We start from the raw sequence: 19,080 nt of genomic DNA, 5'->3' as shown, positions 1-19,080 counted from the left end.
CGCCTGCTGGCCGGCGCGTTCTGCTTTTGCTCCCGAAACACCAACTGATAGCATGTGTATGGCATAAGAAAAGCCCGCTAACTATGAGCGGGCTTTGATTGTTTATTCCTGATGTATAATTAGATTACGTGTTCGGCGGGCGGGTTCTGCACCCTGAACAACCGGCCGCGTTCGGCTATCAGCACACAGCCGAGGGCGACAAATCCGAGCACGCAATAGCCGGTTGCGACCGGCGTGGTTGTGCCGTCGAAGGCCTGGCCGATGATAGCGCCCAATGCCGCGCCGATCACGGTTTGGGCAAAGCCCAGAACGGAGGAGGCCGTCCCTGCAACCTCACCGAGCGGCTCCATTGCCAGCGCATTGAAGTTGGCGGTCACAAGGCTGAACGAGAACATGATGGTCATATAGATCGCCATCAGGATCGGGAAGGGAACCGGGCCCTCCATCGTGGCTGAGAGAACCATCCACAAAAGGCTGAACCCGGTGAAGACCAGCAGCATGGTTTGGGAAATGCGTCGCATGCCGTAGCGGCCGACCAGACGCGAGTTCATGAATGAGGCAAGCGCCAGTGTCATGGCAACAGCGGCGAAAGCCAATGGGAACAAGGCGCCGAGCTTGTAAATATCGACGAAGATCTGCTGCGCCGAATTGATGTAGCCAAACAGCGCGCCGAGGATGAACGATGTGCCCAGCATGTAGAACAGGGCGACGCGGTTCGAAAGAACGATCCCGAATCCACCGATCACACTCTTTACGGTCAATGGACGACGATTGGACGCCGGCAGCGTTTCTGGCAACCGAAAAAAGGCCCAGATACCGACGGCAAGCGCCATGACGGCCATAGACAGGAAGATCAGGTGCCATTCGCCGAAAAGCATGATGAGCTGGCCAGTTGCAGGTGCAACGACAGGCAGGATCATGAAAACCATCATGACGAGCGACATGACCTCAGCCATCTGACGGCCGGCGAACTTGTCGCGGACCACGGATACCGCAATCACGCGGGTGGCGGCAGCGCCAAGCCCTTGGAGTACGCGCAGGATGATAAGCGTCGTGAAATCGGTAACGATGGCCGCTCCCAGAGCTGCCAGAATGTAAATGACGAGCCCGCCGAACAGCGGCAGCCTGCGACCGAAGCGGTCGCTCAGCGGTCCATAGAACAGTTGCGAAACACCAAAGCCGAGCAGATAGGCGGTGATGACGAACTGGACATGATTTTCGGACTGGATGCCAAGGCTTGCACCGATCTGCGGCAAGCCGGGCAGCATGATATCGACTGCCAGCGCATTGATGGCCATGATCGCTGCAATGAGCGCGATGAATTCTCCACGCCCACGCATGGAGGCCTTCTGGTCCGGGGAACCGTTCTTGATGTCGAGCGGCATGACTGGCATTCCTTGGCAAAGTGACGCATCGCGTCTGAAAGACACGATGCGAACGACAAAATTTAGAAAGCAGAAGCCGACAGATGGAAGTCTGTCGTTGAAGCATCTAGCAAACGCAAAAGGCGCCGTAGAACGGCGCCTTTGGAAAAAAGGTGAGGCTAATAAAACCGTATAACCGGCAATTAATCCTCAAGCAGCCTTGGTGGCAATACCCTTATCGGTAAAAAGCGCCTGTAATTCGTTCGATTGGAACATTTCGCGCACAATATCGCAGCCGCCGACAAATTCGCCCTTCACATAGAGCTGAGGAATGGTTGGCCAGTTGGAGTATTCCTTGATGCCCTGACGGAGTTCATCAGAGGACAGGACGTTGACGCCTTTGTAATCCACGCCGAGATAGTCGAGGATCTGGACCACCTGACCGGAGAAACCACACTGCGGGAAACCTGGCGTGCCCTTCAAGAAAAGCACGACGTCGTTGGTCTTTACTTCATTGTCGATGAAATCGTTGATGCCGGTCATTTGCGGTCCTTTCCAAGCACAATCCCGAAAAGTTGCCTGACTTTTCGGACAGGATTATGCGCTAAACAAATACGCCGAGGCAAATTTCGGCGTAAACTGGGAGGTCTTCCCCAATATAGTCATTTGTATGCTGGTAACCACCCTGTTCGGGCGAAAGCAAGTTAAATGCTTAAGAAATCCGTATTCAGGGGAGCAGCATCTTGCCGCAGCAGGATTTGCTCGTCGAAATGGGGCTCCCCCAAACGGCCTTCCGTTATTCCGGTACGCCGGTCTGCAAGGCGAGTGCGTGAAGCACGCCGCCCATATTGCCCTTCAGCGCATCATAGACCATCTGGTGCTGCTGCACACGGGACTTGCCACGGAAACTTTCCGCGACCACCTCGGCGGCATAATGATCTCCGTCTCCGGCAAGGTCGCGGATCGTCACCTTTGCGTCGGGAATTCCTTCGCGTATCAGTTTTTCGATCTCATGTGCGTCCATAGCCATGTAAAATCTCCCGCCGTTTCCGGCATCTTCTTATCATTTTATCGAATCGTAACGCACCATCGTGGAACGTCAACAAACATCTGTCTAACGCTTAAATAGCCGACAAGCAAACCGCCCGGACGGGGTTTCCATCCGGGCGGCAATTAGAGCATTTCCAGCAAAAGTGCGAAGCGCCTTCGCGGGGAAATCAGTCCACTGGACTGATTTCTTATCCCGCTTCGATGCGTCGGATAATGCGTAAAACAAAGAGTTCAGGTGCAAGAAATACGATCAGTTATCGCTAACCGGTTCGCCACTCATAAAGCCGGGGAACCAGCCTTCAAAGGCGTCAGTCAGATCGGCAACGCTGACATCAACAATGCTGCCTATCTTCAAGCGGTCACCACCAACGGTGCCGAGTACACGGAACGGGATGCCTGCGCCTTCGGCATTGAGGGCAATGAGCTTTGCCATTTCCGCCGTGGCCGCGACGACATAGCGCGCCTGATCTTCACCGAAAAGGACTGCGTGCGGCAGGCCGTCGCCCGCATCGAGTTCTGCACCCTTGCCGGATTTGATCGCCATTTCGGCAACGGCAATCGCCAGACCGCCATCGGAGAGGTCATGACAGGCCGTAACCTGACCGTTGCGGATAGCCGAACGGACGAACTCGCCGTTACGCTTTTCAAGCGCAAGGTCGACAGTAGGGGCAGGGCCATCGGCACGGTCGAACAGATCGCGCAGGTAAACCGACTGGCCGAGATGCGTGCCGTCGCCGCCAAGCAGAACCAGCGTATCACCGTCCTGCATGCCGCCAATCTTGGCTGTTTGCGACCAATCTGGAATGAGGCCGACACCGGCAATGGTCGGCGTTGGCAGGATGGCCTGACCGTTGGTCTCGTTATAGAGCGAGACATTGCCCGAAACGATCGGGAAATCGAGTGCGCGGCAGGCTTCGCCAATGCCTTCGATGGCCTTGACGAGCTGGCCCATGATTTCCGGCTTTTCGGGATTGCCGAAGTTCAGGTTATCGGTCGAAGCCAGCGGCTCTGCGCCGGTCGCGGTGATGTTGCGCCAGCATTCGGCCACAGCCTGCTTGCCGCCTTCGAACGGATCGGCTTCGCAATAGCGCGGCGTCACATCCGACGAGAAGGCGAGCGCCTTGGTTTCATGGCCTTCAACGCGGATCACACCGGCATCGCCGCCGGGAACCTGTAGCGAGTTGCCCTGAATGAGCGTGTCATACTGTTCATAGACCCAGCGACGGGACGAAAGATCCGGCGAACCGATCAGCTTGAGAAGTGCTGCCGAATAGTCTTCCACCTGCGGCACGTTGCTTGCGGGAAGCGGTGCGTGCTTGCCCGGCTCCATCCACGGACGATCATATTCCGGCGCTTCGTCACCCAGATCCTTGATCGGCAGGTTGGCGACTTCTTCACCCTGATGAATGACACGGAAACGCAGATCGTCGGTGGTCTTGCCGACAATGGCGAAGTCGAGACCCCACTTGCGGAAGATCGCCTGCGCTTCAGCTTCCTTCTCCGGCTTCAGAACCATGAGCATACGCTCCTGGCTTTCCGAAAGCATCATTTCATAGGCCGTCATGTTCACTTCGCGGACGGGAACATGGTCGAGAATGAGTTCAATGCCGAGGTCGCCCTTGGCGCCCATTTCGACAGCCGAGCAGGTGAGACCGGCTGCACCCATATCCTGAATGGCGATGACCGCACCGGAGGCCATCAGCTCAAGACAAGCTTCGAGCAGGCACTTTTCGGTAAAGGGATCGCCGACTTGAACGGTGGGGCGCTTTTCTTCGATCGACTCGTCGAATTCAGCTGATGCCATGGTTGCGCCGCCGACACCGTCGCGGCCCGTCTTGGCACCCAGATAGACGACCGGCAGGCCGACGCCCTTGGCTTCTGACAGGAAGATGCCATCATGTTTGGCAAGACCGGCAGCGAAGGCATTGACCAGAATGTTGCCGTTATAACGCTTGTCGAAGTTCACTTCGCCGCCAACGGTCGGTACACCAAAGGCATTGCCGTAACCGCCGACACCGGACACGACGCCGGATACCAGGTGACGGGTCTTCGGATGGTCAGGTTCGCCAAAGCGCAGCGCGTTCATCGCCGCAACCGGACGCGCGCCCATGGTGAAAACGTCGCGCAAAATGCCGCCGACGCCGGTTGCCGCACCCTGATAGGGCTCGATATAGGACGGGTGGTTGTGGCTTTCCATTTTGAAGACGACGCAATCGCCATCACCGATGTCCACCACGCCTGCATTTTCGCCGGGACCCTGAATAACACGTGGTCCGGTTGTCGGAAGCGTGCGAAGCCATTTCTTGGAAGACTTGTAGGAGCAGTGCTCGTTCCACATGGCCGAGAAAATCCCAAGCTCTGTGAAGGTGGGCTCGCGTCCGATCAGTTCAAGAATGCGCTGATACTCGTCCGGCTTGAGGCCGTGGGATTCGATGAGTTCCGGCGTGATGTCGCGCTTATTGGAAATAGTCATGGAAATGGGCAACCCCGTCGCAGGCTGTGGCACCCAAAAACCTTCCGCCGAAGGCTGGGCATCTAAGGTTTCAAGGGGCCTCTTTAACCTAACTCTGTTGGAAGCGCGACAGGAAAATACCGCTTTCCCAGCCTCAATCGTATATCAATTACGATAAAACGAAACCAAGTCCGTCATACACTGCCTTCATATCCCGCTTGTTCGTTTTCGAGCAGTCGCCGCAGGGTCAAAAAGCCGTTCTCGACCACTTCGCGATCGGCGGGCGAGGAAAAGGCAACGCGAACCCGGTGATAGACCTGCTCGACACGGCCCGCTTTGAACTCGTCCTCGTCATCGATCAGAATGCCGCTTTCATAGGCCGCGGCCTTGAAGGTTCCCGAAAGCCATGGTTCCGGCAAACCCATCCAGAGAAATGGAATGGTGGGTTTGGAAACGAAATCGAAACCGCTGAAGATTGTGCGGGCCATTTCCTCACGCATAACGGTTTCTGCACGGCATTTGCCATGAATGGCGTCGGCCTCGCCGGACAACACAAGCTGGGCACCGGTTTCGGCGAGCAGGAATGCTGCTCCGCCTGTGACCATCTTGTGCGTGACCTTCACACGTTGAGCACAATGCGCAGGGCAGGCGACCCAGCCGCTGCGTATCCCAGCCGCAACGGCTTTCGACAGGCCAGAGACGACGAATGTGCGTTCAGGCGCAAAACTTGCCAAGGGTGGAATCTGGCTGTCGCACATGACACCATAGATATCGTCTTCGATCAGCCAGACATTGTAACGCCTTGCTATGTCGGCGATTGCGCGACGCCGTTCTTCCGGCATGACAGATAGTGTCGGATTGTGCAGTGTGGGCATCAGAAAGGCGAGTGTCGGATGCTGCTGGCGACAGGCGCGTTCGAATTCTTCCGGGATCAGACCATATTCATCGAGACTTGCCTGAATGGTACGGCGCCCGAGAAGGCGCACGGAGCGGCTGATCTGCGCATAAGTGAGATTTTCGAACAGGATGCGATCACCTGGATTCGTAAAAGCCGTGATGATGGCAATGCTTGCAGCCTGTGCACCATTGGTGACGACAATGTTGTCGAGATCCGGCCGCCAGTCCGCTCGCGAAAGCCATTTTTGCCCGGCTTCCAGCCAGTGTTGCGGAAAATAACGCGAATAGCTCGCAATATCCTGCGGAAAATCCCGGTGAACGTCGGCGTTGATTTTGGCCAGAACTTCGTGCTGGCCGACATCCGGAGCAGCAGTCGTGTCGAAACGTATTTTCCCCGAGGGAACATCGGCGGGCTTTGTACCAGCGATACCGGAGGCGGTGAGCGCGTTGTCTGCAGGTTCTTCGCCCAGGACATAGGTTCCGCGACCGACTTCGCCTGTCACAAGGCCACGCTCATGGGCCAGGGCATAGGCACGACCGATTGTACCGATTGTTACCTTCAAGTCAAATGCCAGATTGCGTTGCGGTGGCAACTTGGTGCCCGTTGGCAATCCGCCATTCCCGATTGCCTCTTCGATGGCATCGGCAAGCTGCAGGTAAAACGGACCGGATTTACCGGCAAGGTCTGGAATCCAATTTGTCATGGTGACAACTTATAAATTGTACCTATTGCCAAGTCAATTATAGAGTCAATTCGTCGCTACTTGGTGACAATGCAGACATCGAGCCAAACATACGGTTTGCCTCGACTGCTTCCCAGCTCCCAACTGGCCCAACTGGCAATGAAATGGACCGAGCCAATGTTCTACTTCAGACCGCAGACCGAGACAATAGATACAATTCTCCCCGTTCCGGTGGCAGATAGCATCACAGACTTGCCAAAAGGATTGCAGGTCAATCTGACAACGGCCTCCCGGCCACAAGTCGGATATATAAGCCGCTTTTTAGACTGGGTGTCTTATCGAATGATGCTACGACGCAGCCGGATCGCCTTGAGTGAACTGACAGACGATCAGTTGCGCGATATCGGACTGCAGCGCGAAGAGGCAGAGCGCGAAGCGCGCAAAGTGCGATTTCATCTGCGTTAAACCATGTCGCGGAAAACTGGCCTCCACTTTTCCGCGACATGCTCTGGTTTTACTGGCAGCCGCTCTGGCCCGAAGCCCAGCGGTTGACGTCGGCGGCGATCCGGCCGCCATGGCTTTCCTGCATCATGGGTCCGAAGGCCTCGACGCGTGCCGGATTGCCCTGAGCGTGCACGACGAGCAGCGGACGTGATGCCGGATTACGGGCAGGAACGACCAGAATGCGCGGACGTCCGGTAAAGGAATTCAGTTCCGGCGCAAGCGTATAGCCACGGAAATCCTTGTCCTTGGATTTGAACCAGCAGCTATTTGCTGCCAGCGCGATGCGCTCCATGGTTGGCAGTGCCGCCTTGCTGGCGTCGACGGCGATGGGCCCCGTGGGCTTGCTGGAAGTGCAGGCTGCAAGCAATGCAATGGCCGGGAGGGCCAGAAGAGCGAAAGTCTTGGTCTTCAAGGGGGGGCTCCGATAGTGCGCGCCTTCAAAAAGGCACGCATGAGAGGTGGGCGGGAGGAATATGTCAGGCAAGTTGCGGCATGAAAGCCTTCAGTCCGTCGCTCATCTCGTTCCAGATGCGCTCAAAAACCGGGTGCTGTTTTGCCTTTACTGCATATGCATCGAATTTCGGGAATTCGTCCAGCAAATCTGCTCTGCCCGAGAGCTTCTTCAACGGCTCCATCAGAAAGCGCACCGGCAAGAGCCAGCAATCTGCAAGGGTTGGTTCGTCTCCAGCCGCATAGGCCTTGTCCGAGAGACGGCTTTCGACCACTTTCAGGCCGGTATGCATCTTGTCGAACAGACGCTCGATGCTGGCATTGTCGCGTTCTGGTTTGCTCAGCAGGACGAACAGCTTCATCGCCGGTCCAAGCACTTCCAGTTCTGTCACGCGGGCCAACAGGCGTGCGAGTGCGCGTTCGCGCGGCGTGCCGGGCAGTACGGATACTTCCGGAAAATGGTCTTCAAGATATTCGGCGATCACCGCTCCCTCGAACAGCGTCTCGCCGGAGCTGGTAATCAGTACCGGTACGCGGCGGAGTGGCGTGACATTGCCGAAATCGGCCGGAAACGGGTAGGGCAGGTTCATCGGCTTGAATGGCAGGTCCTTCAGGTAAAGAACCCCACGGACAAAGGCCGAGTAAGGGGAAAGAGGGCGTGAATAAAGCTGCATGAATGAAGTTCCCCTGATTCGTTATCGCTAAAATGTGCGAGGCATTTCCAGCAAAAATGTGAACTCTCTTGCTTGGATAGCGCATGAAACAAATATGGGGCGATCCCGACGCTTCCTCTGCCGTTGGGACCCTCCCGAAGCCAAGCTGCCACGAAATCTGTTGCTTTGCCAGTGCAGTTTTGCGGCGAAACAAGCGCAACAAAAAAGGCGGCTCGATTGGAGCCGCCTTTTCCGTTTATCAATTTGCTAGCTTACGCCGCGATGCCGAGCGCACCTGCGAAAAGCGCCCGACCGTCGTCACCGCCGTGGGCTGCTTCGATCAGGTTTTCCGGATGCGGCATCATGCCCAGCACATTGCCGCGTGCATTGACGATACCGGCAATGTCGTTGACCGATCCGTTCGGATTGGTGCCCTCGGCGTAGCGGAACACAACCTGGCCTTCACCTTCGATGCGCTTCAGCGTTTCGGCGTCGGCGAAATAATTGCCGTCATGATGCGCGACCGGGCAGCGAATGATCTGGCCCGGCTTGTAGCCGCGCGTGAACGACGTGTTGGCGTTGGTTACTTCAAGCTTCACTTCGCGGCAGACGAACTTCAGCGAAGCGTTGCGCATCAATGCACCCGGCAGGAGCCCGGCTTCGACGAGGATCTGGAAACCGTTGCAAACGCCCATGACCATGACGCCCTTATCGGCCTTCTCGCGAACGGCCTGCATCACCGGCATACGGGCTGCAATTGCGCCGCAACGCAGATAGTCACCATAGGAGAAGCCGCCCGGAATCAGGATCAGGTCCACATCGTCGGGAATGCTGGTGTCGGTCTGCCAGACGGTTACCGGAGCCTGCCCGGTAATCTTGGTGAGCGCCGCGATCATGTCGCGATCACGATTGAGACCGGGAAGGAGAATGACTGCGGATTTCATGGCGTCTGCTTCCTTTACTGGGCTCAGGCGATGGCGATGGAATAGTCTTCGATCACTGTGTTGGCGAGCAGCTTTTCGCACATGGCCTTCAGGTCGGCTTCGGCCTTGCTCTTGTCGGAGCCATTCAGTTCGAGATCGAAAACCTTGCCCTGACGGGCCGAGTTGACGCCGTCGAAACCGAGGCTGCCGAGCGCGCCGACAATGGCCTTGCCCTGCGGGTCGAGAACGCCGTTTTTCAGTGTAACGGTGACGCGTGCCTTGATCACTCTATAGTTCCTGCAATTTTAGAACGAATGAAACAGCCCGAAAGGCTTATTCTGGCATGATCCTATCCGAAAACCGTGTCCACTTTTCGGGATCATGCCCTTTCGGGCTGGGCGGATCATTTTACTTTACAAGCGTGGGGCCGGCTGGGCGAGGCGTGTCGTTCTCGTTCATGATGCCGAGACGGCGTGCCACTTCCTGATAGGCCTCGACCAGTCCGCCCATATCGCGGCGGAAACGGTCCTTGTCGAGCTTGTCATTGGTGGTGATGTCCCAAAGACGTGCCGAGTCCGGCGAGATCTCGTCGGCGACGACGATGCGCATCATGTCGCCTTCCCACAAACGTCCGCATTCCATCTTGAAGTCGACAAGCTGGATGCCGATGCCGAGGAACAGGCCGGTGAGGAAGTCGTTGACGCGGATGGCGAGCGCCATGATATCGTCGATTTCCGGCGGGCTTGCCCAACCGAAGGCCGTGATATGCTCTTCGGTGACCATCGGGTCGTCGAGCGCGTCGGCCTTGTAGTAGAACTCGATGATCGAGCGCGGCAGGACGGTGCCTTCTTCAAGGCCAAGGCGCTTGGCAAGCGAACCGGCTGCGACGTTGCGCACAACCACTTCAAGCGGAATGATTTCCACTTCCTTGATCAACTGCTCACGCATGTTGAGGCGGCGGATGAAGTGCGTTGGGATGCCAATGCGGTTGAGCTGGGTAAAAATATGTTCAGAAATGCGGTTGTTCAGCACGCCTTTTCCGTCGATGACTTCATGCTTCTTTGCATTGAAAGCGGTTGCGTCATCTTTGAAAAATTGGACGAGCGTACCGGGTTCAGGGCCTTCATAAAGAATCTTGGCCTTGCCCTCGTAAATACGGCGGCGACGGTTCATGGCTTTTCTCGGATTTCCATATTTATGGTGATCGGCTCGAAGCCGCTATTCTCGCGGGCTACCTATAGCAATTGTGGGCTTTTAACAATCCTGCTTTGTGCCCGTTCCCCCGTTTTCGATGTTTCTGATCGAAGTTTATGCATGAGTCGCAAGAAAGTAGTCTTTAGCTCTTGTATAATCTTGCGCCCCTTGCCAGCTTTAGGCAAGAGAACGGATGACGATCTCTTCTAACTTGGAAGTCTGGGAGCTTAATGAATGACCACTGGCATGGATGATCGCCGCGACGCTTTTGAAAAGAAATTCGCGCTTGATGCGGAACTGCGCTTCAAGGCGGAGGCACGCCGCAACAAGCTTCTGGGACTCTGGGCCGCTGACCAGCTTGGCAAGAAGGATGCGGACGCCGAAGCCTATGCCAAGGAAGTCGTTGCCGCTGACTTTGAGGAAGCTGGTGATGAGGATGTTTTCCGCAAAATTCGCGCTGATTTCGACGCGGCGAGCGTTAGCGTAAACGATGAAGCAATCCGCGAAAAGATGTTCGCTTTCCTTGAGGAAGCCGTTCGTCAGGTGAAGCAGGATTGATGAATGAATCAGGGCGGAGGTACCGGTGGTATGTCCGCCCTGAACTTATGAAATGAAGGAAATTCGGATGTCGTTGTCTTCGCGCCTTCGCGCCGGTGAAACTGTGCTTTCCGCATGGTCGTCGCTGCCTGAACCCCTGACGGTTGAAATTCTCGCACACAGCGCCTTCGACGCCGTCACGCTGGACATGCAGCACGGCGGACATGATGAATCGAGCATTCTGCGCTCGCTTGGCCTGATCCTGAATGCTGGCAAGCCGCCAGTTGTGCGCATTCCTGTCGGCCGTTTCGACATGGCGAGCCGCGCCCTTGATTTCGGCGCGCAGGCCGTCATCGCTCCGATGATCAATTCTGTCGAGGATGCCCGCAGGTTTGCAGCCGCCATGAAGTATCCGCCGGTGGGCGAGCGCTCATGGGGAGTATTCAGGGCAAATGCAGATTATGGGGCGCCTGGCTCCAATGACTATCTGACGACCGCAAATCATGACACGCTTGCTTTCGCGATGATCGAAACGCGCGATGCCTATGATGCGCTGGATGCCATTCTGGATGTTCGCGGCATTGACGGTGTTTTTGTGGGACCGGCTGATTTCTCCATTGCATGGAGCAACGGGCGAGAGGCCAATCCCAATTCTGATGCGATTGTGGAGCCGATCGGCAATATTGCGCGCAAGGCCGCCGCAGCAGGAAAGATCGCAGGCATCTATTCGCCTTCGCCGGAATTTGCGCGCCGTTATATTCCGCTCGGCTTCCGCTTCCTGACGCTCAGCAATGATGGCGGCTATATCCGGCTTGCAGCGGAAACACTGACGAAAGCGGTTCGTGACTAGAGCATTTCCAGCAAAAGTGCGAAGCGCCTTCGCGGGGAAATCAGTCCACTGGACTGATTTCTTATCCCGCTTCGATGCGTCGGATAATGCGTGAAAACAAATAGATAGAGCGGTTCCGACGATTCCATTTAAACCGGAACCGCTCTAAGTCCATCGCAAGATACGAATAAGAAAAGGCGGGCTTGTGACCCGCCTTTTTCATTCAGTCTGAATAAGCATCAATGATGCTTCGGCGCCTGTAGCTGCGTCATGAATTCTGCGAATACCATCGAGCCTTCCGGCCACGGTCCATGTCCGGATTCCGAGTTGATATGCCCGGATTCACCAGCATCAATCAGCATTGCGCCCCAATCCTTGACCACATCTTCCGCAGCTTCGAAGCTGGAGAAGGGATCGTTGCGACTGACCACCGTGATGGTCGGGAAGGGCAGCCGTTCACGCGGATAGGGACCGAAGGTCATCAGGTGCTTGGGACGGATAGCTTTGTTCGAGACATCTGGCGGGGCGACAAAGAATGCGCCTGCAATCTTATGCTGGATATGCGGCATGGCATGAACGGCAGTTGCGACGCCGAGCGAATGCGCGACGAGCACGATAGGCTTCGTCGCAGCATTTGCAGCCTTGACGACTTCGCCAATCCAATCTTCGCGAACAGGCTTGGTCCATTCCGCCTGCTGGACGCGCCGCGCGGTCGAGAGTTTACTTTCCCAACGAGTCTGCCAGTGGTCCGGGCCGGAATTGGTATAGCCGGGAATGATGAGGATATCTGCGTCTTTGACTTTCATGACTTCCCATTTAGAGAGGCTTTGTGACTTCTTCAAGCGGTCCTGTTGTGTCAGCATTGCATAGAGGGCATGCGAATGATGAACAGCCTGTTCGCTGATCGCGATCTTGTGAAACACGCCCCAAATGGCGATGTTTGGGCAAGATTTGAAATGCGACGGAGATGATGACATGACAATCAGCAGACGTAAGATCCTCGGCGCTGCCGGGACTGCTGTCATGGCTAATATTCTTGCCGCTCGCGCAGAAATGCCGTCGAAGGAGGGCGATATGACACAGCATTTGAGAGCAACGGCAGTTGAAACCGAACGTCCGGTTGCTCCGCTTCCATTCGCAATGACAACGCCGATGCGTGTGGCCCGCGTTGGCCTCAAGGCACGCGATGCCGAGACATTGGCCGAATACTATCGCGATGTCGTGGGCTTGCGCGAAATGGCCCGTCGCGGCGCATCAATTGTATTGGGCGCGGGCGATCGCGAACTGATGGAAATCGAACAGTTTTCGGCCGCCAGGCCGGACGATCCGCGCAGCGCCGGCCTTTATCACACTGCGTTCCTGCTGCCGACGCGAGGAGACCTCGCGCGCTGGTCGCGCCGCGCCATCGACAAGCAATTGCCGGTCAGCGGCGCATCGGACCACAAGGTGAGCGAAGCGATCTATCTGACCGATCCCGAGGGCAATGGCATTGAAATCTATTCAGACCGTCCGAACAATGAGTGGCAATGGAATGGCGACCGCGTCGCCATGACCACCGATCCGCTCGATGTTGGAAATCTGCTCGATGTCATCAAGCGCGAGGGTGGGGAATGGGACGGCGCACCGCAGAACACTGTGGTTGGTCACGTTCATCTGCGCGTCGGCAATGCCCATGAAGCCGAAACCTTCTGGCATAATGAACTCGGTCTCGAAACTGTTCAAACCTATGGTGATCGGGCAGTGTTCATGTCCACCGGGCGTTACCACCACCATATCGCTGCCAATGCCTGGCAGAGTGCCGGTGCGGGCAAGCGTGACGAGGATCGGACTGGCCTCGGCTGGGTTGAGTTGGAAGACACGCGTGGGGGCAACAACAGCACGTTTGTTGACCCGTGGGGCAACGTGGTCAACACGATCAAGACCAAGGCGTAACAGCCGATTTTCAGAATGTAAAAAAGCCCCATGTTTTCATAAGCATGGGGCTTTTTCCTGTTTCCGTGCTTCCTCCCTCACCCTGAGGAGCCGTTGAAAACGGCGTATCATCCTGAGCCTGTCGAAGGATCGAAGGGCTGAGGGAGGGGTGGTCAGCGCACTTCAACCAAAGACGCGCTTGAAAATCGTATCTACATGCTTGGTGTGGTAGCCGAGATCGAATTTCTCGCGGATCTGTTCTTCGGAGAGAGCCGCGCGCACTTCCTGATCTGCCAGCAGTTCCTCAAGGAAGTCCGCGCCGTGTTCCCAGACTTTCATGGCATTGCGCTGCACGAGACGGTAGGCGTCTTCGCGCGATACACCTGCCTGCGTCAGTGCCAGAAGCACGCGCTGGGAGTGCACGAGACCGCGGAACTTGTTCATGTTCTTGAGCATATTGTCCGGGTAGATCACCAGCTTTTCGACGACGCCAGCCAGACGGTTGAGCGCGAAATCGAGGGTGATGGTGGTGTCCGGGCCAATGGCACGCTCGACGCTCGAATGCGAAATATCGCGTTCATGCCAGAGAGCGACATTCTCCATGGCTGGCGTGACAGACATGCGCACAAGACGGGCGAGGCCGGTCAGGTTTTCGGTCAGAACCGGATTGCGCTTGTGCGGCATGGCCGACGAACCCTTCTGGCCCGGAGAGAAAAACTCTTCGGCTTCCAGAACTTCCGTCCGCTGCATGTGGCGGATTTCGATCGCGACATTCTCTATGGACGACGCAATGACGCCGAGCGTCGCGAAGAACATCGCATGACGGTCGCGAGGAATGACTTGCGTGGAAACCGGTTCCGCTTCCAGACCGAGCTTGGCGCAGACATATTCCTCGACGCGCGGGTCGATATTGGCGAAGGTGCCAACAGCGCCCGATATGGCGCCCGTCGCAATCTCCGCGCGTGCTGCGACAAGGCGGGCGCGGTTGCGCTGCATTTCAGCATAGAAGCGTGCGAAGGTCAGGCCCATCGTGGTCGGTTCGGCGTGGATGCCATGGCTGCGGCCGATGCGCACCGTGTCCTTGTGTTCGAAAGCACGGGTCTTGAGCGCTGCCAGTACGCGGTCCATATCGGTAAGCAACAGATCAGCAGCGCGGACAAGCTGGACGTTGAGTGTGGTGTCGAGCACATCCGAGGATGTCATGCCTTGATGCACAAAACGGCTGTCAGGACCAATGAACTCGGCCAGATGCGTCAGGAAGGCAATGACGTCGTGCTTGGTGACGGCCTCGATTTCGTCGATACGGGCGACGTCGAATTTCGCCACGCTACCCTTTTCCCAGATGGTCTTTGCCGCTTCCTTTGGAATGACGCCGAGTTGCGCAAGCGCTTCGCAGGCATAGGCTTCGATTTCGAACCAGATGCGAAACTTCGTTTCGGGCGACCAGATGGCGACCATTTCAGGCCGGGAATAGCGCGGGATCATGGGTGCATCCTGTAGAAAGAGGGGTGTCTAATTTTTGCGGGCGGCTTCAGCCGCTGCTCGAATGGCGTCGATATTGGCGCGATAGGATTCGACAGAATTGCCTTTGTAAACCGCTGAACCGGCCACAAGAATGTTGGCGCCAGCGGCAACGACCGAGCCTGCAGTTTCCGGCGTAATGCCGCCATCGACTTCAATGTCGATAGGGCGGTTGCCGACCATTTCGCGCACACGTTTGATTTTGTCGAGCATCGGCGCAATGAATTTCTGGCCGCCAAAGCCCGGATTGACCGTCATGACGAGGACGAGATCGACATCTTCGATAACATTCGTCAGTGCTTCGGCAGGTGTTGCCGGGTTAAGCGCCAGACCGGCCTTCTTGCCCAGAGCGCGGATCGATTGCAGCGAACGATGTGTGTGCGGACCAGCTTCGGCGTGAATTGTGATGAGATCGCAGCCAGCTTCGGCAAACGGTTCCAGATATGGGTCGCAGGGCGCAATCATCAGATGCGCATCGAAGAAAGCCTTCGTGCGCGGGCGTATCGCCTTCACCACCTGCGGACCGAAAGTGATGTTCGGCACAAAATGCCCGTCCATGACGTCGATATGCACCCAATCGGCGCCGGCTTCCAGCACGGCGTCGACTTCTTCACCAAGACGGGCGAAATCGGCGGACAGAATGGACGGGGCGATGGCGATAGGGCGCATGATGGTCTCCCAGAGCATTTCCAGCAAAAGTGCGAAGCGGTTTTGCGTCGGATAATGCGTAGAAATAAAAGATTGAGCAGCGTGGCTTGCCCGTATCATATGAGCAGCAAAAATCCTATCCCCAGCGCTTGTGGAACCACATCCACTGGCCGGGATATTCGCGGACCCATGTCTCGACGGTATCGTTGAGCAATTGTGCAGTGGCGTCGATGTCAATCTGGCCCTTATCGTCGCGCGGCAGTTCCATGCGCTCATGGAGTTCGAGACGGTAGCGCCCTCCGGGCAGGCGGATACAGCGCGCCGGATAGACATCGCAATCATATTGCCGTGCAAGTTTGGCCAGCAGCGGATTGGTTTTCACCGGGCGATTGAAGAATGTCGACGGTACGCCACGCGAGAATTTCTGGTCGACAAGCATGCCGACATTGCCGCCATCGCCCAGAATACCTGCCAATGCCCACGCTGCTCCTGCCTTCGAAGGCACGAGATGGCCCATATTGGTATGGCGGGCCTTCAGAACCTTTTTGGCGACATAGGGATTGTTCGGCGGACGAAACAGGGCGGTGACATTCAGGCCGAACGTGGCGGCGCAAATCGGCAGAAGCTCGAAATTGCCGGTATGGGCGGTGAAGAAGATATGCGGCTTCTTCTCGTCGCGTAGGCGTTCAAAGATCGGAATGCCTTCCACTTCGACGAGCCCCGGCTTTGTGGCATGGGGATCGAAGTCAAAGATGGCATCGAGGAAAATGTATTCTGCCAGAAGACGCGCCATGGAATCCCACATGTCGCGCGCGATCTCTTCGATCTCGGCGTCGCTCTTCTCAGGATAGGCTTTGCGCAGATTGCTGGTCGCGACCTTGTGGCGTGGCGTCAGTGGCCCAATGAGACGGGCCACCTTAGCCGAAAAGCTGATGGCAGCCTTCGCCGGAAACAAACGCAACAGGCCAAGCAGCAGAAATACGGCCTGAGCCCAGAGCCAGTAGTTGAACTGCTTCAGCTTGCGCGACCAGCGGAAGAGCAGGAGTTTCAGCTTGAACATCATGGACGGGACGGGCTCAATCGATCTCTAGAATGATCTTGCCGAAGACGTCGCGGCCTTCCATGCGCTTCAGCGCGGTATCGATATCGTTGAACCCGACCACCGTATCGATGACCGGATGCACGATACCGCGCGCCATTTTCTGCATCGCATCGGCCATGTTTTCCATGCGGCAGCCGAAGGAACCCAGAATCTTGAGCTGTTGCTGGAAGAGCTGCATCAGGTTCATGTTGGTGGAGACGCCGGAGGTCGAACCACAGGTGACGAGACGTGCGCCGCGCTTCATGCAGAGCATCGAACCCGCCCAGGTATCCGCGCCAACATGCTCGAACACCACGTCCACACCCTTCTTCTTGGTGAGCTTGCGCACCACGCCCTCGAAGCGGTCTTCACGGTAATTGATGACATGATCGGCACCAAGGGCCTTGGCCTTCTCGATCTTGTCGTCAGAACCGACTGTGGTGATGACGGTGCAGCCCATTTTCTTGGCAAGCTGGATTGCAGCCGAGCCGATGCCCGAACCGCCAGCCTGTACGAGAACGGTTTCGCCCGGTTCCAGCTTGGCATTGTCGAACAGCATGTGTTCGACGGTACCGAAGGTTACAGGCGCAACGGCTGCGCCAATGGCGTCCACGCCGGGAGGTGCTGGAACGAGCAGGCGCGCTGGAAGGTTGACCGCCTCGCAGGCAAAACCATCGAGATGGAAACCATGCACGCCGCCGACATGTTCGCACAGATTGTCGCGGCCTTCGCGGCAGGCGCGGCAAAGCCCGCATGTGCGCGCACCGTAAATCGAGACGAGCTGGCCGGGCAGCAGGTTGGAAACACCGGGTCCAACGGCATCGACGACGCCCGAAGCTTCCGCACCGATCACCAATGGCATCTTGCGCTTGGCAAAGGCCATGCCTCGCCAACCCCAAACGTCGATGTGGTTGAGCGCAACGGCCTTGATCTTCACCGTTACCTCGCCAATGCCGGGGGCAGGCGGCGGTGCGATATCGGTGATTTCAAGGCGACGATCGTCGAGAAGCTGCAAAGCGCGCATGAGGTAATCCTTTTCAAGACATAATCCCGGAAACGGTGAACCGTCCGGGATTATGGGAAAATTCGTATTTGCCGGACCGATTAATTCGGATTTGCCGCCAAAACAAGGCTCGTATTCTGTCCGCCGAAGCCGAATGAGTTCGAAAGGACTGCGGAAACCTCCGCCTGGCGTTTCACATTCGGCACAACGTCCAGCGGAATAGCCGGGTCCGGAATGTCGTAATTGATGGTCGGCGGCAGCGTGCCCGTCTGGATTGTCAGAAGCGAGAACACGGCCTCGATAGCGCCCGCAGCGGTCAGCGTATGACCGATCATCGATTTGTTGGACGAAACCGGAATGGATTCGATGCGCTCGCCGAATACGGACGAAAGCGCCAGATATTCCATCTTGTCGTTTTCCGGGGTCGAGGTGCCGTGCGCGTTGATATAGGAAATCTGATCTTCGGTCAGTCCTGCATCGGCAAGCGCGGCGCGCACTGTGCCGATGGCAGGCGAGGCGTCGGGCTTCGAACGCGTGCGATGGAAATCATCGGCCTTCTCGCCACAACCGGCCAGGATGCCCAGAACCTTTGCGCCACGTGCAATGGCGCTTTCGAGCGATTCCATCACCAGCGCACCGGACCCTTCCGACATGGCAAAGCCGTCGCGGTCCTTGGAGAAAGGCTTTGACGCCTTTTCGGGCTTTTCATTCTGGGTGGAAAGGGCGGACAGCAGCGAGAAGCGGATCAGCGCTTCAGCAGACACGGACCCGTCAGTTCCGATGGAAAGAACCCGATCGCTTTCGCCGCGACGTATGGCTTCGACACCGAGCTGGATCGCAGTCGCACCCGAGGCGCACGCGGTCGACAGCGTGATCGGCAGGCCGCGCGTGCCGAAAGCTTCCGACAGGCGTTCGGCGATATAGCCGAACTGGGTCGTGTTGAAGAGGGCGTCCTGACGCGCGCGACGGCAGGCTTCGAGCAGAAGCTGATAGCTCGCCGGGCCTTCATTCTTCACAGTCGCATCAAGTGCAAACCGGCTTTTCCAGTCCAGTTCAACCGGAGGAGCCGCCAGAAAAAGCGGGCCTCCGAAATCGGTCGAGGAAAGGCCGGACTGGGCGAGGGCTTCTTCGCCGGCAAGCCGGGCCAGTGCTTCAGATAGCGCCGATGCACCTACATCGCTTTCGGGTAGGAAATCGACTGTTCCAGAGAAACGCGTATTGAGATTGTCGGTTGGAAAGCGGGTGATGGCATGGATGCCCGATTTCCCGCTGGTCAATGCAGCCCAGTTGTCTTCCTTGCCCTGACCGAGCGAGGAAACCACGCCAGCACCGGTGATGGCAACAATGGGACGGCCGAGATGGTCTGTATATTTCGTCATC

General features: G+C 56.9%; 20 protein-coding genes. 4 read left to right on the top strand and 16 right to left on the bottom strand.

The features are described 5' to 3' along the window. Positions 1-119: 119 nt before the first annotated feature. From FIB18_RS04720 to FIB18_RS04700, 5 genes are all read right to left on the bottom strand, one after another. Positions 120-1,385 carry a multidrug effflux MFS transporter gene (locus FIB18_RS04720; RefSeq protein ID WP_140019660.1) on the bottom strand — a complete coding sequence of 422 codons (1,266 nt, stop codon included), beginning with the start codon at positions 1,383-1,385 and terminating at the stop codon, positions 120-122. Positions 1,386-1,574: 189 nt separating this feature from the next. Continuing rightward, positions 1,575-1,907, bottom strand: a complete 333-nt coding sequence (grxD, locus tag FIB18_RS04715; RefSeq protein WP_140019659.1) for a Grx4 family monothiol glutaredoxin — start codon at positions 1,905-1,907, stop codon at positions 1,575-1,577. A gap of 253 nt (positions 1,908-2,160) precedes the next feature. Then, positions 2,161-2,394 (bottom strand): BolA/IbaG family iron-sulfur metabolism protein, encoded by a 234-nt coding sequence (locus FIB18_RS04710; protein ID WP_140019658.1) that lies wholly within the window; start codon positions 2,392-2,394, stop codon positions 2,161-2,163. Between the two features lie 270 nt (positions 2,395-2,664). Next, complete coding sequence (gene purL, locus FIB18_RS04705) at positions 2,665-4,887, bottom strand: phosphoribosylformylglycinamidine synthase subunit PurL (RefSeq protein ID WP_140019657.1); 2,223 nt, start codon at positions 4,885-4,887, stop codon at positions 2,665-2,667. Between the two features lie 173 nt (positions 4,888-5,060). Continuing rightward, a complete protein-coding gene (locus tag FIB18_RS04700) occupies positions 5,061-6,467 on the bottom strand; it encodes an aminotransferase-like domain-containing protein (protein WP_140019656.1) in 1,407 nt (468 codons plus the stop codon). Positions 6,468-6,536: 69 nt separating this feature from the next. Here FIB18_RS04700 and FIB18_RS25330 point away from each other — a divergent pair, with 69 nt between their 5' ends. After that, positions 6,537-6,911 (top strand): DUF1127 domain-containing protein, encoded by a 375-nt coding sequence (locus FIB18_RS25330; protein ID WP_328596135.1) that lies wholly within the window; start codon positions 6,537-6,539, stop codon positions 6,909-6,911. 49 nt (positions 6,912-6,960) lie between these two features. Here the strand turns inward: FIB18_RS25330 and FIB18_RS04690 are convergent, their stop codons facing one another. From FIB18_RS04690 to purC, 5 genes are all read right to left on the bottom strand, one after another. Beyond that, positions 6,961-7,362: a hypothetical protein gene (locus FIB18_RS04690; RefSeq protein WP_140019655.1), complete on the bottom strand. Its 402-nt coding sequence runs from the start codon at positions 7,360-7,362 to the stop codon at positions 6,961-6,963. Positions 7,363-7,426: 64 nt separating this feature from the next. Then, entirely contained in the window at positions 7,427-8,074 is a 648-nt protein-coding gene (locus tag FIB18_RS04685) for a glutathione S-transferase family protein (RefSeq protein WP_140019654.1), read from the bottom strand. 251 nt (positions 8,075-8,325) lie between these two features. Then, on the bottom strand, positions 8,326-8,997 hold the full coding sequence (gene purQ / locus FIB18_RS04680) for a phosphoribosylformylglycinamidine synthase subunit PurQ (RefSeq protein WP_140019653.1): 672 nt from the start codon (positions 8,995-8,997) through the stop codon (positions 8,326-8,328). Between the two features lie 23 nt (positions 8,998-9,020). Further along, positions 9,021-9,263, bottom strand: a complete 243-nt coding sequence (gene purS / locus FIB18_RS04675; RefSeq protein ID WP_061345423.1) for a phosphoribosylformylglycinamidine synthase subunit PurS — start codon at positions 9,261-9,263, stop codon at positions 9,021-9,023. A gap of 121 nt (positions 9,264-9,384) precedes the next feature. Next, entirely contained in the window at positions 9,385-10,149 is a 765-nt protein-coding gene (purC, locus tag FIB18_RS04670) for a phosphoribosylaminoimidazolesuccinocarboxamide synthase (protein ID WP_010661209.1), read from the bottom strand. Positions 10,150-10,404: 255 nt separating this feature from the next. Between purC and FIB18_RS04660 the strand changes: the two genes are divergently transcribed. Beyond that, entirely contained in the window at positions 10,405-10,728 is a 324-nt protein-coding gene (locus FIB18_RS04660) for a DUF1476 domain-containing protein (protein WP_140019652.1), read from the top strand. A gap of 61 nt (positions 10,729-10,789) precedes the next feature. Continuing rightward, a complete protein-coding gene (locus tag FIB18_RS04655; protein WP_174977396.1) occupies positions 10,790-11,557 on the top strand; it encodes an HpcH/HpaI aldolase family protein in 768 nt (255 codons plus the stop codon). A gap of 218 nt (positions 11,558-11,775) precedes the next feature. On the opposite strand, the gene FIB18_RS04650 is transcribed toward FIB18_RS04655, so the two are convergent. Then, positions 11,776-12,342 (bottom strand): alpha/beta hydrolase, encoded by a 567-nt coding sequence (locus tag FIB18_RS04650; protein ID WP_140019650.1) that lies wholly within the window; start codon positions 12,340-12,342, stop codon positions 11,776-11,778. A 169-nt stretch (positions 12,343-12,511) separates the two neighbouring features. Between FIB18_RS04650 and FIB18_RS04645 the strand changes: the two genes are divergently transcribed. Further along, a complete protein-coding gene (locus FIB18_RS04645; protein WP_407921841.1) occupies positions 12,512-13,468 on the top strand; it encodes a VOC family protein in 957 nt (318 codons plus the stop codon). Positions 13,469-13,630: 162 nt separating this feature from the next. Here the strand turns inward: FIB18_RS04645 and purB are convergent, their stop codons facing one another. The 5 genes from purB to FIB18_RS04620 form a co-directional block, all read right to left on the bottom strand. Beyond that, positions 13,631-14,932: an adenylosuccinate lyase gene (gene purB / locus FIB18_RS04640; protein ID WP_140019649.1), complete on the bottom strand. Its 1,302-nt coding sequence runs from the start codon at positions 14,930-14,932 to the stop codon at positions 13,631-13,633. A 27-nt stretch (positions 14,933-14,959) separates the two neighbouring features. Continuing rightward, positions 14,960-15,637: a ribulose-phosphate 3-epimerase gene (gene rpe, locus FIB18_RS04635; protein WP_140019648.1), complete on the bottom strand. Its 678-nt coding sequence runs from the start codon at positions 15,635-15,637 to the stop codon at positions 14,960-14,962. Positions 15,638-15,752: 115 nt separating this feature from the next. Continuing rightward, positions 15,753-16,679 carry a lipid A biosynthesis lauroyl acyltransferase gene (locus FIB18_RS04630; protein WP_140019647.1) on the bottom strand — a complete coding sequence of 309 codons (927 nt, stop codon included), beginning with the start codon at positions 16,677-16,679 and terminating at the stop codon, positions 15,753-15,755. 13 nt (positions 16,680-16,692) lie between these two features. Next, complete coding sequence (locus tag FIB18_RS04625; RefSeq protein ID WP_010661217.1) at positions 16,693-17,721, bottom strand: zinc-binding dehydrogenase; 1,029 nt, start codon at positions 17,719-17,721, stop codon at positions 16,693-16,695. Positions 17,722-17,801: 80 nt separating this feature from the next. Next, positions 17,802-19,079, bottom strand: coding sequence for a beta-ketoacyl-ACP synthase (locus FIB18_RS04620; protein ID WP_140019646.1), 1,278 nt, complete (start codon positions 19,077-19,079; stop codon positions 17,802-17,804). Position 19,080: the final 1 nt, after the last annotated feature.

Origin of the sequence: Brucella pecoris (genome assembly GCF_006376675.1) — a bacterium.
Classification (GTDB): Bacteria; Pseudomonadota; Alphaproteobacteria; order Rhizobiales; family Rhizobiaceae; genus Brucella; species Brucella pecoris.
Note: the sequence above shows the minus strand (reverse complement) of the source record. Positions and strands in the feature narration are given on the sequence as shown.